The sequence below is a fragment of the Serratia sp. KH_031 genome (genome assembly GCF_057839655.1).
Window position 1 is genome coordinate 4640979 of sequence record NZ_CM174496.1, and the last position, 17346, is coordinate 4658324.

General features: G+C 51.5%; 16 protein-coding genes. 8 read left to right on the plus strand and 8 right to left on the minus strand.

The window, feature by feature from the left end; translation table 11 throughout:
- The first annotated feature begins 61 nt into the window (after positions 1 to 61).
- Positions 62 to 1165, plus strand: a complete 1104-nt coding sequence (trmA, locus tag AC3ISQ_RS21000; RefSeq protein WP_489349638.1) for a tRNA (uridine(54)-C5)-methyltransferase TrmA — start codon at positions 62 to 64, stop codon at positions 1163 to 1165.
- A 34-nt stretch (positions 1166 to 1199) separates the two neighbouring features.
- Here trmA and AC3ISQ_RS21005 read toward each other — a convergent pair whose 3' ends face one another.
- Positions 1200 to 1568 carry a YijD family membrane protein gene (locus AC3ISQ_RS21005; RefSeq protein ID WP_489349640.1) on the minus strand — a complete coding sequence of 123 codons (369 nt, stop codon included), beginning with the start codon at positions 1566 to 1568 and terminating at the stop codon, positions 1200 to 1202.
- Positions 1569 to 1583: 15 nt separating this feature from the next.
- On the minus strand, positions 1584 to 2216 hold the full coding sequence (gene fabR / locus AC3ISQ_RS21010; RefSeq protein WP_489349642.1) for an HTH-type transcriptional repressor FabR: 633 nt from the start codon (positions 2214 to 2216) through the stop codon (positions 1584 to 1586).
- A gap of 216 nt (positions 2217 to 2432) precedes the next feature.
- Here fabR and sthA point away from each other — a divergent pair, with 216 nt between their 5' ends.
- Positions 2433 to 3830, plus strand: a complete 1398-nt coding sequence (gene sthA / locus AC3ISQ_RS21015) for a Si-specific NAD(P)(+) transhydrogenase (protein ID WP_489349644.1) — start codon at positions 2433 to 2435, stop codon at positions 3828 to 3830.
- Here sthA and oxyR read toward each other — a convergent pair.
- Positions 3813 to 4730, minus strand: coding sequence for a DNA-binding transcriptional regulator OxyR (oxyR, locus tag AC3ISQ_RS21020; RefSeq protein ID WP_489349646.1), 918 nt, complete (start codon positions 4728 to 4730; stop codon positions 3813 to 3815). The genes sthA and oxyR overlap by 18 nt on opposite strands.
- 151 nt (positions 4731 to 4881) lie before the next feature.
- On the opposite strand from oxyR, the gene AC3ISQ_RS21025 reads away from it, so the two are divergent.
- Together AC3ISQ_RS21025 and AC3ISQ_RS21030 are read left to right on the plus strand one after the other, a co-directional pair.
- Positions 4882 to 5613: a glutathione peroxidase gene (locus AC3ISQ_RS21025; RefSeq protein ID WP_489349648.1), complete on the plus strand. Its 732-nt coding sequence runs from the start codon at positions 4882 to 4884 to the stop codon at positions 5611 to 5613.
- Positions 5614 to 5687: 74 nt separating this feature from the next.
- Positions 5688 to 7136, plus strand: coding sequence for a dihydrolipoyl dehydrogenase (locus tag AC3ISQ_RS21030; protein ID WP_489349649.1), 1449 nt, complete (start codon positions 5688 to 5690; stop codon positions 7134 to 7136).
- A gap of 57 nt (positions 7137 to 7193) precedes the next feature.
- Here the strand turns inward: AC3ISQ_RS21030 and AC3ISQ_RS21035 are convergent, their stop codons facing one another.
- The 5 genes from AC3ISQ_RS21035 to argC all read right to left on the minus strand — a co-directional run bounded on the left by AC3ISQ_RS21035 (position 7194) and on the right by argC (position 12076).
- The gene (locus tag AC3ISQ_RS21035) at positions 7194 to 7469 is read right to left on the minus strand and encodes a hypothetical protein (RefSeq protein ID WP_489349651.1); all 276 of its coding nucleotides are present in this window, start codon (positions 7467 to 7469) and stop codon (positions 7194 to 7196) included.
- A gap of 112 nt (positions 7470 to 7581) precedes the next feature.
- Positions 7582 to 8955, minus strand: a complete 1374-nt coding sequence (gene argH, locus AC3ISQ_RS21040) for an argininosuccinate lyase (RefSeq protein WP_489353423.1) — start codon at positions 8953 to 8955, stop codon at positions 7582 to 7584.
- 67 nt (positions 8956 to 9022) lie between these two features.
- Positions 9023 to 10246 carry an argininosuccinate synthase gene (locus tag AC3ISQ_RS21045; protein ID WP_489349652.1) on the minus strand — a complete coding sequence of 408 codons (1224 nt, stop codon included), beginning with the start codon at positions 10244 to 10246 and terminating at the stop codon, positions 9023 to 9025.
- A gap of 34 nt (positions 10247 to 10280) precedes the next feature.
- Positions 10281 to 11054, minus strand: coding sequence for an acetylglutamate kinase (argB, locus tag AC3ISQ_RS21050; protein WP_489349654.1), 774 nt, complete (start codon positions 11052 to 11054; stop codon positions 10281 to 10283).
- A gap of 17 nt (positions 11055 to 11071) precedes the next feature.
- Entirely contained in the window at positions 11072 to 12076 is a 1005-nt protein-coding gene (gene argC, locus AC3ISQ_RS21055; RefSeq protein ID WP_489349656.1) for an N-acetyl-gamma-glutamyl-phosphate reductase, read from the minus strand.
- 320 nt (positions 12077 to 12396) lie between these two features.
- On the opposite strand from argC, the gene argE reads away from it, so the two are divergent.
- The 4 genes from argE to AC3ISQ_RS21075 all read left to right on the plus strand — a co-directional run bounded on the left by argE (position 12397) and on the right by AC3ISQ_RS21075 (position 17320).
- Positions 12397 to 13542, plus strand: a complete 1146-nt coding sequence (gene argE / locus AC3ISQ_RS21060; RefSeq protein WP_489349657.1) for an acetylornithine deacetylase — start codon at positions 12397 to 12399, stop codon at positions 13540 to 13542.
- Between the two features lie 261 nt (positions 13543 to 13803).
- Positions 13804 to 16440 carry a phosphoenolpyruvate carboxylase gene (gene ppc / locus AC3ISQ_RS21065; RefSeq protein ID WP_489349659.1) on the plus strand — a complete coding sequence of 879 codons (2637 nt, stop codon included), beginning with the start codon at positions 13804 to 13806 and terminating at the stop codon, positions 16438 to 16440.
- A gap of 129 nt (positions 16441 to 16569) precedes the next feature.
- Positions 16570 to 16926 (plus strand): toxin-antitoxin system TumE family protein, encoded by a 357-nt coding sequence (locus tag AC3ISQ_RS21070; RefSeq protein WP_489349661.1) that lies wholly within the window; start codon positions 16570 to 16572, stop codon positions 16924 to 16926.
- 16 nt (positions 16927 to 16942) lie between these two features.
- A complete protein-coding gene (locus AC3ISQ_RS21075) occupies positions 16943 to 17320 on the plus strand; it encodes an HVO_A0114 family putative DNA-binding protein (protein ID WP_489349663.1) in 378 nt (125 codons plus the stop codon).
- The last annotated feature ends 26 nt before the right edge of the window (positions 17321 to 17346 follow it).

Below are 17346 nucleotides of genomic sequence, written 5' to 3' on the forward strand. Positions count from 1 at the left end.
GACTTCACGGGTTGATTCCCTACAATCCCCGCTGATTCAATCTAGCCAGACGAGAACCGCTATGACACCCGAGACTTTGCCTACTGAACGTTACGACGAGCAACTCGCGGAGAAAACTACCCGCCTGAAAGCGATGATGTCGCCGTTCACAGCACCTGAACCGGAAGTGTTTCGCTCCCCGGTGAGTCACTACCGTATGCGCGCCGAATTCCGTATCTGGCATGATGGTGACGAGATGTACCACATCATGTTTGATCAACAGACCAAACAACGCATTCGTGTCGATAAATTCCCGGCGGCTAGTGAATTGATCAACCGCCTAATGGGCAAACTGATCGAAGCCATCACGCCAGACTCGATCCTGCGCCACAAACTGTTCCAAGTAGATTATCTCTCAACGCAAAGCGGCAAGATCATTGCTTCGCTGCTGTATCACCGCAAACTGGACGAACAGTGGCAGCAACATGCCGAACGTCTGCGTGATGAGTTGCGCGCACAAGGGTTTGATCTGCAACTGATTGGCCGTGCTTCAAAGATGAAAATCATGCTGGATCAGGATTATGTCGACGAAGTACTGCCCGTCGCTGGGCGCGACATGATTTATCGTCAGGTGGAAAACAGCTTCACCCAACCAAACGCCGCCGTGAACGTAAAAATGTTGGAGTGGGCATTAGACGCGACTACCGGTTCGAAAGGCGACTTGCTGGAACTTTACTGCGGTAACGGTAACTTCTCGTTGGCGCTGGCACGTAATTTTGAACGCGTACTGGCAACTGAAATCGCTAAACCTTCCGTTGCAGCGGCGCAGTACAATATTGCTGCCAACCAGATTGAAAACGTGCAAATTATTCGCATGGCGGCAGAAGAATTTACTCAGGCAATGAACGGCGAGCGGGAATTTAATCGGTTGAAGAGAATCTCTCTGAGTGATTACCAATGCGAGACGATTTTTGTCGATCCACCACGCAGCGGGTTGGACGCTGAAACCGTGAAGATGGTGCAGGCCTATCCGCGCATCCTTTATATTTCCTGCAACCCAGAAACGCTGTGCGCTAATTTAGAAACCTTGCAGGAAACGCATCAAATCAGTCGTTTAGCATTGTTCGACCAATTCCCATACACCCATCATATGGAATGCGGTGTATTACTGGAAAAACGTGGTTAAGTTGATGGGCGCAGCGAACGCTGCGCCCCATGCATCAAGATTGAGTATTCCCTTCCAGCGCCTTACGCGCCTTCAGTTTGACACCAATCCACAACACCAACACCACGCAGATAATCGACGGCAGGAAATTCGAACCGATCTCCGGGTATTCAGCACGTGCAATGGCGCTATACAGCAAGACACCCAGTATGAAGCAGGCGGCAGCCAGTTTGGGTAAACCGTCTGGCATCGCGTGGTTCAGGTAACGTTGATGCAAGCAGTACACCGCCAACACCAAAGCAATCAACGGGAAGATAGAGAACGGGACAATCGAGCTGAACAATGCAGCAAATGAACCGTTAATCGAAAGACCGGCGATCAACGCCAGTAGCAGAGTGCTATTTTCACGGCCTGGTTTTTCCATCACTTTCTACCTTTTTTATGCAGGGGTTACAGACGTTTTCTCTTGTTCGCGGCGATACCAGTAATAAGCCCCTTTGGAAATCATCCGCAATTGCAGTACCAAACGTTCTTCCAGTTGACGCCTTTTTTCAATGTCGATGTCCAACGCTTCAGCACCCGCGCTGAATACAATCGTCACCATGGCTTCCGCCTGCGCCTCGGTAAAACTGCGCGGCATATGGTTTTCCAGCTCCAAATAATCCGCCAGTTCAGCGATAAAGTGCTGGATCTCACGCACAACGGCCGCACGGAAAGCCGCCGAAGTCCCAGAGCGTTCACGCAGCAACAATCTGAAAGCATTGGGATTGTCGCCAATAAATTCCATGAAGGTGGAGACCGACGTGCGGATCACGCTGCCACCTTTGGCAATACGCTGGCGTGCCTGACGCATCAATTGACGCAGCATCAGACCACTCTCGTCCACCATGGTCAGCCCCAGCTCATCCACATCGCGAAAGTGGCGGTAGAATGAAGTTGGAGCGATGCCGGCCTCGCGTGAAACTTCCCGCAGGCTCAGGCTGGCAAAACTGCGTTCGGCACTCAATTGGCTGAAAGCAGCTTCGACGAGGGAACGACGCGTCCGTTCTTTTTGTTGTGCTCTGACGCCCATATGCATATCCAAATAATATCCACTCAATCAGTCTAACGTCGTAGAGGTGGCAATATAGCAAATTTTATTGCAACAGGATTTATACAAACGCGTTCTATCGCAGTTCTTTACCACACCGATTGTACTTTGCCCCAAAAAGCCTAATGATGATTGGGGACTTAGCGCTATGATGTTAAGATATCGTTGTAATTTTGTATAAGAACAGGTCTCCCCTACATGCAACAGCACTATAAATTTGATGCCATTATTATTGGCTCGGGCCCTGGTGGTGAAGGTGCCGCTATGGGGCTGGTTAAACAAGGCGCCCGTGTCGCTGTGATCGAACGGTACAACAATGTGGGCGGTGGATGTACTCACTGGGGTACCATCCCCTCAAAAGCCCTCCGCCACGCCGTCAGTCGTATTATCGAATTTAACCAGAACCCGCTTTATAACAACTCCCGCACACTCAGCGCGACTTTCCCTGACATTCTTCGTCACGCCGATAACGTCATCAGTCAACAAACCCGTATGCGCCAAGGCTTCTACGAGCGTAACCAGTGCAAACTGTTTGCGGGTGATGCGAAGTTTATCGATGCGAATACCGTCAGCGTCACTTATCTGGACGGCACGCAGGATACTATTTCCGCGGAACGTATCGTGATCGCCTGCGGTTCACGTCCGTATCGTCCTGATAACGTAGACTTCAGCCACCCACGCATTTACGACAGCGATACCATTCTCGAACTGAGCCACGAACCGCGCCACGTGATTATTTACGGTGCAGGGGTGATCGGTTGTGAGTACGCGTCGATCTTCCGTGGATTGAACGTCAAAGTCGATCTGATCAACACCCGTGACCGTCTGCTCGCGTTCCTCGATCAGGAAATGTCAGACTCTCTGTCCTATCACTTCTGGAATAACGGCGTGGTAATTCGCCACAATGAAGAGTTCGAGAAGATTGAAGGCGTGGACGATGGCGCGATTATCCATCTGAAATCTGGCAAAAAAGTGAAGGCCGACTGCTTGCTGTTCGCCAACGGTCGTACCGGTAATACCCATTCACTGGGGTTGGAAAATGTCGGGTTAGAAGCCGATAGCCGTGGTTTGTTGAAAGTAAACAGCATGTACCAAACCGCCGTGCCGCATATCTACGCGGTCGGTGATGTGATCGGTTATCCAAGTTTGGCTTCCGCCGCTTACGACCAAGGACGCATTGCTGCACAAGCGATCTCTTCCGGCGAAAGTCGGGCGCATCTGATCGAAGATATTCCTACCGGTATCTACACCATTCCAGAAATCAGTTCCGTCGGTAAAACTGAGCAGGAACTGACGTCAATGAAAGTGCCGTATGAGGTGGGTCGTGCTCAGTTCAAGCACTTGGCGCGGGCACAGATTGCCGGGATGAACATGGGTAGCCTGAAGATTTTGTTCCACCGCGATACGTTGCAGATCCTTGGGATTCACTGCTTTGGTGAGCGTGCGGCAGAGATTATCCACATCGGTCAGGCGATCATGGAACAGAAAGGTGAAGGTAATACCATCGAGTATTTCGTCAATACTACCTTCAACTATCCGACCATGGCCGAAGCCTACCGGGTGGCAGCGCTGAACGGCTTAAACCGCCTGTTTTAACTCGCTGTCGAAGCGGTTCTGCATGTGTTCGCGAATCGCTTCTGCCAACTGTTCATAACGACTGCGCAATGGGGAACCGGGGCGGTACACCAGAGCAACGGTGCGCTTCGGTTCCGGCTTGAAGCAATCGAGATAACAAACTCCATCACGCTCGCGTTCATTCGGTACCGATAACCCTGGCATCAGAGTAATACCGCTGCCTGCCGCGACCATATTGCGCAAGGTTTCCAAACTGGTAGCGCGGAAATGAGTATCCTCATCCGCACCAGCCTGGAAGCAAAAGCCCATCGCCTGATCGCGCAAACAGTGACCATCTTCCAACATCAGCAGTTTTTCTCCCGCCAGATCTGGCATCGCCACGCGATCGCGTTGCGACCACGGGTGATCGCTATACACCGCCAGCTTCATCGGCTCATCAAACAGCGGCACTTCGATAAAGGCTTCGGTTTCTTTCACTAATGCCAAAATTGCGCAATCTAGCTTGCCGCTATCGAGTTGCGCCAATAGTTGGTGGGTTTGTGCTTCGTGCAAATACATTTCCAACTTAGGGAAAGTCTTATGCAGCATCGGGATAATTTGCGGTAACAGATACGGCCCCACGGTGGGGATCAAGCCAATGTGCAACGGCCCAGACATCGCCTCGCCCTGCTGGCTGGCCATTTCTTTCAACACCTTGACCTCACGCAACACGGTACGTGCCTGTTCAACCAACAATAAGCCAGCCTGAGTGAACAGAACCTTGCGGCTGGTACGTTCGAGCAACATCACGCCCAGCTCGTCTTCGAGCTTGCGGATCTGACCACTCAGCGTGGGTTGACTAACGTGGCACGAATCGGCAGCACGTCGGAAGTGACGGTGTTCGGCCAAAGCGACCAGGTACTCTAAATCACGAATATTCATTGTTTCCCTCCAGGCCACGATAGCTCGTAGCGATAGATAAGATAGCAACGAGCGATTAGATCTATCAAGCCCTGGAGTGAATAATGTCCACCAACGAAGCGGACCAACGCAAACAACGAAAAATTATTTTTATCGATTAAGGAGTTATTGGATGTTTACCAGTCAAGAAGGCAAAAAAATTCCACAAGTCACTTTCCATACTCGTCAGGGCGACCAATGGATTGACGTCACTACCGATGAACTGTTCAACAACAAAACCGTCATCCTGTTCTCACTGCCGGGCGCATTTACTCCAACCTGTTCTTCCAGCCACCTGCCGCGTTACAACGAATTGTCTAGCGTGTTCAAACAACACGGCGTCGACAGCATTCTGTGCGTGTCCGTCAACGACACCTTTGTCATGAACGCCTGGAAAGCCGATCAACACGCTGAAAATATTACCTTTATTCCAGACGGTAATGGTGAATTCACCCAAGGTATGAACATGTTGGTTGAAAAGGCCGACTTAGGTTTTGGCCCACGTTCATGGCGTTACTCAATGCTGGTACGCAACGGCGTAGTCGAGAAAATGTTTGTTGAGCCAAACAAACCGGGCGACCCATTTGAAGTGTCTGACGCCGACACCATGCTGAAGTATTTGGCACCAGAATTTAAAGTGCAGGAATCCGTTTCTGTGTTCACCAAGCCGGGCTGCCCATTCTGCGCCAAAGCGAAACAAATGCTGCAAGACCGTGGCATCCAGTATGAAGAAATCGTACTGGGCAAAGACGCAACCACCGTCAGCCTGCGTGCCGTCAGTGGTCGCGCCACCGTGCCACAGGTGTTCATCGGTGGTCGCCATATCGGTGGCAGCGATGACTTGGAAACTTTCCTGACAGCCTGATTAAACAAAAAAAGAAGTCCAACATGAAGTTTGGCGGGAGCATTCCCGCCTTTTTTTATCCTTAAGGAATGAAGATGAAACAGTTAAACGTTGATGTCGCCGTGATCGGCGGTGGTACCGCAGGTTTAGGGGCTTATCGCGCCGCGAAGCTTTCCACTCCGAGTGTAGTGATGATCGAAGGCGGCCCCTACGGTACGACCTGTGCACGCGTTGGCTGTATGCCGTCTAAACTATTGATTGCCGCCGCAGAAGCGGTACATCAAATCGAGCGTGCCCCCGGCTTTGGCGTTCATCCAGCGGGTAAAACCACCATCAATGGTCGTGCAGTGATGAGTCGCGTCAAACGCGAACGTGACCGTTTCGTCGGCTTCGTGTTGGAAGGCGTCGACAGCATTCCCGCAGAAGACAAAATTCAAGGCTATGCCCGCTTCATCGACGACAACACCTTGCAAGTTGACGATCACACCCGCATCGTCGCACAACGCATTGTTATTGCTACCGGTTCGCGGCCTAGCTGGCCTGCACCGTGGAATGAATTGGGCGATCGTCTAATCATTAACGATGACGTTTTTAACTGGGACGACTTACCGCAATCGGTCGCCGTCTTTGGCCCCGGCGTAATCGGGTTGGAATTAGGGCAGGCTTTGCACCGTCTCAGGGTACAGACCAAAGTATTCGGTGTCGGTGGTGCTGTTGGCCCATTGACTGACAGCGCAATACGCGACTATGCCGCCAAAACGCTGAGCGAAGAGTTCTACCTCGATCCCGACGTGAAAGTCGATATCATGCAGCGCGAAGGTGACAAAGTGTTTATTCGCTATCAGGACTTGCACGGTCAAACGCAGGAAATGATGGTGGATTACGTGCTGGCAGCGACCGGTCGTCGCCCAAATGTCGATAATCTGGGGTTGGAAAACACCCGTTTGATACTGGACGCCAAAGGTGTGCCGCAGGCCGATCGCCTGACGATGCAAACCAGCGTACCGCATATTTTCATTGCTGGAGACGCCAGCAACCAGTTGCCGTTACTGCACGAAGCCAGCGATCAAGCACGCATTGCCGGTGAAAACGCCGGTAGCTTCCCGGAAATCAAGCCCGGCCTACGTCGTAGCGCAATTTCAGTGGTGTTCTCCGATCCACAAATTGCGATGGTGGGTTCCACTTTCCGCGAATTGAGCCAGAAATTCAGCGCCTGCGGTTGCTTCGAAGTCGGTGAAGTGTCGTTTGAAAACCAAGGTCGTTCCCGCGTCATGCTGCGTAACAAAGGTATTTTGCACGTGTATGGCGAACAAGGAACCGGACGCTTCCTCGGTGCCGAAATGATGGGGCCAGATGTAGAACACATCGCCCACCTGCTGGCTTGGGCACACCAACAGCAGATGACCATCAATCAAATGCTCGATATGCCGTTCTATCACCCGGTGATCGAAGAAGGTCTGCGCACCGCGCTACGCGATCTGCAAACCAAACTGAAATTAGGTGCAACAGAGGCCGAGCGCTGCCAACGTTGCCCAGGGGAATAACGCCGAGGCAAATAAATAGGGCACCATCCATAGAACGGTGCCCTATTCTTAATTCAATTAGTCAAACTTAGAGACTAACTCTTGCCAACCATCTCGTTCACTATCTTGCGCTTTTAATTCCTGCAAAGTCACAGTCAGAAAATAACGGCGAGGATTACCGCACATCCAACAACTGCAATCAGGAACAGTTGCAACCAACTTACCAAACCTACGAGCAACATCTCGTTCCGTATACAATTCAGGATAGCGAATCCCACCATAGTAATCTTTGCGACAATGTTTAAGACGACGATAATGATGGCGGCGTAATGAGCGTTTGTTGTTTCTGTACATTGATTTCTCCATATCTGGCAAATACCTCTTCGGTACTTGCCTTGCGTATGAAGAAATCCGTAAAAATAGACATTAAGAATAGATGCATAAACCTCCCTGTTTTGAACGGTTATTATATCAACCGCTGTTTTGCCTCAGCAATCGCATTCGCCACCTGCAGTGGTGAAACGCCGCCTTTAGCGGCACGTTTATCCAAGCAAGATTGCAGTGACAAAATCGGGTAAACATCATCGCCGATAACGCTACTGAATTTTTGCAAATCAGCTAGTGGCAAGACTTCTAATGCTTTACCTTGGCGAATCGCTTCCACTACCGCTTCACCAACGATATGGTGCGCTTCACGGAACGGAACGCCCTTGGCAACCAGATAATCCGCCAGTTCAGTGGCATTAGCATAACCTTGCTCTGCCGCTTCCTTACAACGTGGACGTTTTACCTGAATGCCATCCAGCACCAACGCCGCCATTTGTAGGCAATCCATCCAGGTATCGAGCGCGTCGAACAACCCTTCTTTGTCTTCCTGCATGTCTTTGTTATACGCCAGCGGTAAACCTTTTAGCGTCATCATCATGCCGGTTAACGCACCCTGTACACGGCCACACTTGCCACGAATCAGTTCCAATGCATCAGGGTTTTTCTTCTGTGGCATCAGGGAAGAACCTGAGGTCACTCGGTCGGAAAGTTCGACAAACGCCGCTTCACCGCTGTTGAAGAAGATCAGATCTTCGGCAAAGCGCGACAGATGCACCATGCTGATTGAAGCGTTAGAAAGCAGCTCCAACACGTGGTCGCGATCGGAGACGCTGTCCAAACTGTTACGCGTCGCAGAAGCAAAACCTAACCAACCGGCCAGTTGTTCACGATCTATCGGATAAGCCGTTCCCGCCAACGCGCCGCTACCCAACGGGCTAACGTCCAGACGTTTCAGCGTATCTTGCAAACGGCTTTCGTCACGCGCCAGCATTTCCACATAGGCCAAACACCAATGGGCAAAAGTCACCGGCTGAGCGCGTTGCAAATGGGTATACCCCGGCATCACTGCGTCTTGATTCGCTTCGGCGGTTTCGACCAATGCCTGCTGTAGTTGTACGATCGCTTGATGCAATTCGCTGACTTGCAGCTTGCACCACAGTTTCAAATCGGTCGCGACTTGATCGTTACGGCTACGCCCGGTGTGCAGTTTTTTACCCAGATCGCCCACTTTGTCGATCAGTTTCAGTTCTACCCAACTATGAATATCTTCCGCATCGCTCTGAATGATCGCCTGCGGATCGGCCTGCACTCCCACCAGCAATTCATTCAATGCTTTTTCAAGCTGTTGTTGCTCGGCTTCAGTCAACACATTGACCGTGACCAACGCTTTCGACCAGGCCACGGAGCCAACAATATCTTGCTGCGCCAAGCGGTAATCAAAGCGCAGAGAATCGTTTAATTGTTTGAACCGCTGATCTGCCGCTTGGCTAAACCGTCCGCCCCAAAGTGCCATCATCTACCCCTAAAAGTTATGCAAAAGGGCGCAACAACTTTTGCGCCCTTGGATCTATACCGAAAAATTACTTGTTGTTCTTCTTCTCGTTCAGCGCACGGATGCGAGAAGAGAGTGAGAACAGACGGATAAAGCCGCCCGCGTGGCTGTGATCGTAAACTTCATCTTCGCCGAAGGTGGCGAACTCTTCGGAGTACAGGCTATTGGCAGATTTTTTCTGAATCGCCGTCACTTGGCCCTTATACAGTTGTAGTACCACTTCACCGTTAACTTCTTCCGCCAGCGCTTGTGCAGAAGCCTGAATGGAACGACGCAGTGGAGCAAACCAGCGACCATCGTATACCACGTAAGACATTTCCAGACCCAACTGCTCACGCCATTTGAAGCTATCACGATCCAGAACCAACTGCTCTACCGCACGCAGCGCCGCCACCATAATGGTGCCACCGGGGGTTTCGTAGCAACCACGGGATTTGATGCCCACTAAACGGTTTTCCACGATGTCGATACGACCTACACCGTGCTTAGCACCCAGCGTATTCAAGGCCTCTAGACACTGATATGGGCTCAGTGCTTTACCGTTCACCGCAACCACGTTGCCTTTGTTTACAGTAACGGTCACTTGCTCAGGTTGGTCTGGCGCTTCTAAAGGATCAACGGTCCACACCCAGCAATCTTTGTTCGGTGCATTCCACGGGCTTTCCAACACACCGCCTTCGGTAGAAATATGCCAAGCGTTTTCGTCACGGCTGTAGATCTTTTCCAGCGATGCGGTGGTCGGGATATTGCGCTCTTTCAAATAGTCCAACAGCGCTTCACGAGAACGCAGATTCCACTCACGCCAAGGTGCAACCACTTTCAACTGTGGAGCCAACGCGGTGTAAGTGGTTTCGAAACGCACCTGATCGTTACCTTTACCGGTTGCACCGTGGCACAACGCATCAGCACCCACTTTCAGCGCCAGCTCGACCTGCGCTTTAGCGATAATTGGCCGCGCCATTGAAGTGCCCAGCAGGTAGCTACCTTCGTATAAAGCACCGGTCTGCAATACTGGATAAACGTAATCACGGATGAATTCTTCACGCAAATCCACCACATGGCACTCAGAGGCACCGGATTGCAGCGCTTTTTGCTCCACTCCTTCCAGATCGCCACGTTCTTGACCAATATCCGCCACGAACGCCACGACTTCACAGCCACCGTAGTTTTCTTTCAACCATGGAATGATCGCCGAAGTATCCAGACCGCCAGAGTAAGCCAGAACGATTTTCTTGATGCCTTTGGTTTGCATGTTGTTATTCCTTGTCATTCTAAATTTTAAAAATTTAAGCCAGGATCCGGGTGCCGATTGACACGCCGTTAAATAAAGCAGGGAGTTGGTCGGCATGACGCCAACTGGCAATGTCCACCGGACGGCCAAGGGTACGTGCGGCATCCAACGCCGCATTCACCTTCACGACCATACCATCGGTGATGATGCCTTGAGTAATCAGTTGTTCCGCTTTTTCTGCGGTCATTTCAGCAATACGTTGCCCTTTACCATCGAGGATACCGCTGACGTCTGACAGCAAGATCAAATCCGCCCCCAACGTCGCCGCCAGCGCCGTCGCAGCCTGATCGGCATTCACGTTCATCAACTGGCCTTCGGCGGTGATACCGATGGAGCTGATCACCGGCAAATAGCCTGAATTCAATAACAAGTTCAGTAAGTCTGGAGAACCCGGTTGCGCGTTGCCAACGTGCCCTAACGCCTCGTCCAACTGAGTGACGCTAACGCTACCGCCATCTGCCAAACTCAAACCCACTGCATTGATTTTGTGTTTTACCGCCCATGCCAACAAAGTTTTATTAGCCGTCCCCGCCAAGGCACCAGTAATGATGTCAATCTGATCAGCAGGTGTGACACGCAGGCCATTTTTCTTTACCACTGGCAGAGAAAGTTGCTTCATCAACTCATCCACCAAACAACCGCCACCGTGGACAATCAGCAATGGGCGTTGATGCTCGGCACGATAAGCGTCCAAAGCGGTAAACAACCGCTCCAGCGCTTCTTCGCTATCCAGTAACACGCCACCGAGTTTAATAATTAACGGGTTCATCGTTGTTTCATCCCACATTAAAGTAATGACTGGGTTTCCGGGAACCCAAAGCGGATATTCATACACTGCACCGCCTGGGCGGCAGCACCTTTCAACAAATTGTCTTCTACTGCCACCGCGATCAAATGTTCGCCCTGTACGGCAAAACCGATATCGCAGAACGGCAGACCTACCACCGATTTCAACGCCGGGACACCTTTGTCATACAGTCTAACCAGCGGTTTGTCATCGTAAGCCGCGTGATAAGCTGCTGCCACGTCTTGCGCGGTAACGCCGGATTTCAGACGGCAGGTAATGGTTTCGAGAATGCCACGTGGGAAGTTGCCCAGGTGTGGCGTGAAAATCACCGGGATACCCAAATGCGCGGAGATTTCCGGCTGGTGACGGTGAGTGAAAATGCCGTATGGTTGCAGGCTGACCTCACAGAAACTGGTGGTCAGACTGGCTTTACGTCCGGCACCGCTGACGCCGCTGGTCGCGTTAATCACCGGCCATTGGTCGAGATTCAGCAATTGTTTCTCGATCAGTGGCTTCAGCGCCAATTGCGCCGCCGTTGGGTAGCAACCCGGCACGGCAATCAACTGCGCCTGTTTGATTTTCTCGCTCTGCCACTCTGCCAGACCGTATACCGCCTGCTCTAACCAACCGCCGTGCTGATGTTCAAAACCGTAATACTGGCTGTAGAAATTGGCATCTTGCACGCGGAACGCACCGGAAAGATCGAACACCACGCAGCCCGCAGCCAAAAATTCTGGGGCGATGTCGTGACTGACTTCATGGGAAGTGGCGAGAAACACCACGTCGATGCCTTTGGCGGCTTCAGCCACGTCAACCAAGGGTTGCAGCGGCAGATCGACGATCCCTTTTAGCTGGGGATGCAGATCGGAAAGTAATTTTCCTGCATCTGCACTTTGCGCTGAAACCGCTAAAGCGGTTATGTTCATGTGTGGGTGGCGATTCAGATACGTCGTGAGCTCCGCTCCGGCATAACCGCTGGCACCAACAATCAGCGTGTTCAACATGTGGCCTTACACCTTCTTACCCGTCGTACTTGAAGCCGCAGCGTTGTTGGCTACGTGCGCTCACCCCAGTCACATAGTTATCTATGTTCTTGGGGATTCTCGCACTTGCCGCCTAGCTGCAACTCCAATTACTTTGGGTATAGTTAACGGATAACAGGGCTTAGCCGCATCGTTGCGCCGTTCACCCACCAGGTCGGGCGTTGATGTTTTTGTAAACATCCGGGTATCGTGTTCCCTTACGCACCAGCTTACTGTATTTTTATTCAAAATAAATGCATGAATATTGATACTATCACAACCAAGGGCTGTCAACAGTGAAGATGAAATTACCTCCATTTATTGAGCTGTACCGGGCGTTGATCGCTACCCCAACAATCAGCGCTACCGATGCCTCCCTCGATCAGAGTAATGAAGCATTAATCAACTTGCTGGCGGAATGGCTTGGCGATTTGGGTTTCCGTGTCGATGTGCAGCCAGTGCCAGATACTCGTAACAAATTCAATCTGTTAGCCAGTATTGGGCAAGGTAGCGGTGGTTTGCTGCTTGCGGGGCATACCGATACCGTACCTTATGACGAAGGACGCTGGACGCGCGATCCTTTCACTCTGACCGAGCACGACAACAAGTTGTACGGGCTGGGTACCGCCGATATGAAAGGCTTCTTTGCTTTTATCCTCGATGCGGTGCGTGATATCGATGCCAGCAAACTGACCAAGCCACTGTACATCTTAGCCACCGCAGATGAAGAAACGACGATGGCGGGCGCACGTTATTTTGCCGCCTCGACCAAAATTCGCCCGGACTTCGCCATCATCGGCGAACCCACGTCGCTGAAACCGGTACGGGCGCATAAAGGCCACCTTTCCAACGCGATTCGTATTGTCGGGCAGTCCGGCCACTCGAGCGATCCGGCTCGTGGAGTGAATGCCATTGAGTTAATGCACGAATCCATCGGCCACCTGATGGAACTGCGTAAAACCTTGCAGGAACGCTACAACAATCCTGCTTTCGCCGTGCCTTATCCAACCATGAACTTCGGCCATATCAATGGCGGTGATGCCGCGAACCGCATCTGCGCCTGTTGCGAGTTACATATGGATATTCGCCCGCTGCCGGGGATGACGCTGGATAACATCAACGAGTTGCTACATAGCGCTTTGGCACCGGTTCAAGAGCGTTGGCCGGGTCGTTTGACTATTGATGAACTGCATCCGCCGATCCCAGGTTATGAGTGCCCAACCGATCACCACATGGTGGCGGTGATTGAGAGATTATTAGGTACACGCACCGAAGTGGTTAACTACTGCACCGAGGCACCATTTGTGCAGGAAGTCTGTCCAACACTGGTATTGGGGCCAGGTTCGATCAATCAGGCGCACCAGCCGGATGAATATATCGATATTGCATTCATCGAACCGACACGCAAGCTGATCGGTCAGTTGGTCGATCATTTCTGCCACCAATAAACCCAAGAAATGGTATGGGTAATGTTTTATCATTACTCATACCTATTAATAAGTAGAAAAAACACGTAATAAGCCAAACTGATAACCGGCGCTCCGTAATTAAATTTCACAAAATGCGCCGATTTTGATGTTTTTTTGCTAAAAATAGTGTCAATTGACGATTGGACGGGTAAGCAGCTAGATGAAACCGACGGTCTTTATCTAGCAGGTGAAATTAACTTACAAAATAGAAAACACACAAAGAACTGGGTCAGGGGTTATATGAACGAACAATATTCGGCAATGCGAAGTAATGTCAGTATGCTCGGTAAGTTACTCGGCGATACCATCAAAGAAGCGCTGGGCGAGCATATTCTCGATCGCGTTGAAACTATCCGTAAACTTTCCAAGTCTTCACGCGCAGGTAACGAAGCTCATCGACAAGAACTGCTGAATACGTTGCAGAACCTGTCTAACGATGAGTTGCTACCGGTAGCTCGCGCTTTCAGCCAGTTCCTCAACCTGACCAACACCGCCGAGCAGTATCACAGCATTTCGCCAAACGGCGAGGCCGCCAGCAATCCAGAAGCACTGGCGCAGTTGTTCAGCCGTTTGAAAGACAAGAAACTCAACAATAAAGAGCTGCAAAACGCGGTGGATCAACTGTCCATCGAGCTAGTGCTGACCGCACACCCGACAGAAATCACCCGCCGTACGCTGATCCACAAGTTGGTCGAGGTGAATACTTGCCTCAGCCAGCTCGATCACAACGATCTGGCTGATTACGAGCGTAATAAAATCATGCGCCGCCTGCGTCAGTTGGTTGCGCAGTCTTGGCATACCGATGAAATCCGCAAAAACCGCCCTTCGCCGATTGACGAAGCTAAGTGGGGTTTTGCGGTGGTAGAAAACAGTCTGTGGGAAGGCGTCCCGGCGTTTTTGCGTGAACTTAACGAACAGCTAGAAAACTCCATCGATTACAGCCTGCCGGTAGAAGCGGTGCCAGTGCGCTTCACTTCTTGGATGGGCGGTGACCGCGACGGCAACCCGAACGTAACGGCCGAAGTTACCCGCCATGTGCTGCTACTCAGCCGCTGGAAAGCCTGCGATCTGTTCCTGCGTGATGTACAAGTCCTGGTTTCTGAACTGTCGATGATCGAATGCACGCCAGAAGTGCGGGAACTGGCCGGTGGTGACGAGGTACTCGAACCCTACCGCGAAATCATGAAGCATCTACGCAGCCAACTGATGAGCTCACAAGCCTATCTGGAAGGTCGCCTGAAAGGTGAACGCGTCCTGAAACCACAAAATCTGCTGGTGAATAACGAGCAACTGTGGGATCCGTTGTACGCCTGTTATCAATCTCTAGTGGCCTGCGGTATGGGCATTATCGCCAATGGGCAATTGCTGGATACCCTACGCCGCGTGCGCTGTTTCGGCGTGCCATTGGTACGCATCGACGTCCGTCAAGAAAGTACTCGCCATACCGAAGCCATTGCCGAACTAACCCGCTATTTGGGACTGGGCGATTATGAAAGCTGGTCCGAAGCCGACAAACAGGCGTTCCTGATCCGCGAGCTGAATTCCAAACGCCCGCTGGTACCACTGAAGTGGGAGCCCAGCGCTGATACTCAAGAGGTGCTAGAAACCTGCCGAGTGATCGCCGAAGCGCCACAAGGTTCGATCGCCGCCTACGTGATTTCAATGGCACGTACCCCTTCCGACGTGTTGGCGGTACATCTGCTGCTGAAAGAGGCCGGTTGCCCATTTGCGCTGCCAGTAGCGCCACTGTTCGAAACGCTCGACGACTTGAATAACGCCGACGACGTGATGACCCAGTTGCTGAATATCGACTGGTATCGCGGCTTTATCCAAGGCAAACAGATGGTAATGATCGGCTATTCCGACTCGGCGAAAGACGCGGGCGTAATGGCAGCCTCTTGGGCGCAATATCGTGCGCAGGATGCGCTGATCAAAACCTGCGAGAAAGCCGGTGTCGCACTGACGCTGTTCCACGGTCGTGGCGGCTCCATCGGTCGTGGCGGTGCACCGGCTCATGCAGCCTTGCTGTCACAACCACCGGGCAGCCTGAAAGGTGGTCTGCGCGTCACCGAACAAGGCGAGATGATCCGCTTCAAGTTTGGTCTGCCAGAAGTCACCATCAGCAGTTTGGCGCTGTACACCGGAGCCGTGCTGGAAGCGAACCTGTTACCCCCACCAGAGCCGAAAAAAGAGTGGCGCACGCTGATGGACGAACTGTCAGAAACCTCGTGCAAAATGTATCGTGGCTATGTGCGTGAGAATCCTGAGTTTGTGCCTTACTTCCGCGCCGCAACGCCAGAGCTGGAATTAGGCAAACTGCCGTTGGGTTCACGCCCGGCGAAACGTCGCCCGAACGGCGGAGTAGAAAGCCTACGCGCCATTCCGTGGATCTTCGCCTGGACGCAAAACCGCTTGATGCTTCCGGCTTGGCTGGGTGCCGGTGCCGGTCTGCAAGAAGCGGTCAAAGCGGGCAAACAGGATCAGTTGGAAACCATGTGCCGCGACTGGCCGTTCTTCTCTACCCGCATTGCGATGCTAGAAATGGTATTCGCCAAAGCCGATTTGTGGCTGGCGGAATACTACGATCAACGTTTGGTGGATAAATCCCTATGGCCGCTGGGTCAACAACTACGCAACCAGTTGGAAAGTGACATCAAGGTAGTATTGGCTATCGCCAACGATGAACACTTGATGGCCGACCTGCCGTGGATTGCCGAATCCATCGCATTGCGTAATGTCTATACCGATCCACTCAACGTACTCCAGGCCGAACTGCTGCATCGCTCGCGCCAGCAGGAACATCCAGATGCACGCGTTGAGCAAGCGCTGATGGTCACCATCGCTGGCGTCGCCGCCGGAATGCGTAATACAGGCTAGTTATCTCCCCCTCTAACAAACGGCTCTTATCCTGGAGCCGTTTTTCCCTCAAACCCTATTGTTGAAAAAGTATACTTGCTGACATTGATCTCCATTGTTATGATTAAGTCATAACAATGGAGATCAAACATGGATAACAACGCTTACGGACTGAGCAACTTATTGGATCTTCATGGTTCCGAATTCACGATGGATAGCGGTTACTGGTGGAGAATTGAAGCTTATCAGGTAGATAAATCCATATTCAGACCACATGGAATCCGTTACAACCTGACACTACACGATCGTTATAACCAGCGTGTTTTTGGTATGGACAATGCTCACGGCATACGAATGCCGAAGAAGGGTAGTTTTACCGGAAAACTTGTGGTTTACGATCACCTACATAAAACCTCATACGACAAAGGCCACCCGTATGAGTTTACTAACGCGACCCAGTTAATCACTGACTTTTTCATACAGTGGATCAAATTATCAAGGAAATAGAAGAAGGTAGACAATAATGAGAGCGCTTATCGGTGTTATCCCGGAAGATATTCTCCGTAAACGAGTGCTGGCAATCGCCGCAGGTCAATACACTCCGCAGCTAGGGGAGCCAAAAGTTTGGTTTGCCTCTCTAAACGCACTCGGCCAGATCCTCAGCAACGACAATATTGCCCTTCTACGCCTCATGGATGCGGAGAAACCAGAAACAATTAGCGAATTGGCACGGTTATCTGGTCGGCAGGTCAGTAATCTCTCCACCACACTGAAAACATTAAGCGGCCATGGCTTCGTCACACTAGAAAAACGTGGCAAAACTGTTAAACCTAAAGCTTTGTTCACCGATTTCACTATCGTGGTTGAACATGCCTTAATCGAGCGCTTCAAAGCAGCTTGATACGCCTAATAAGGTTTATGACAGAC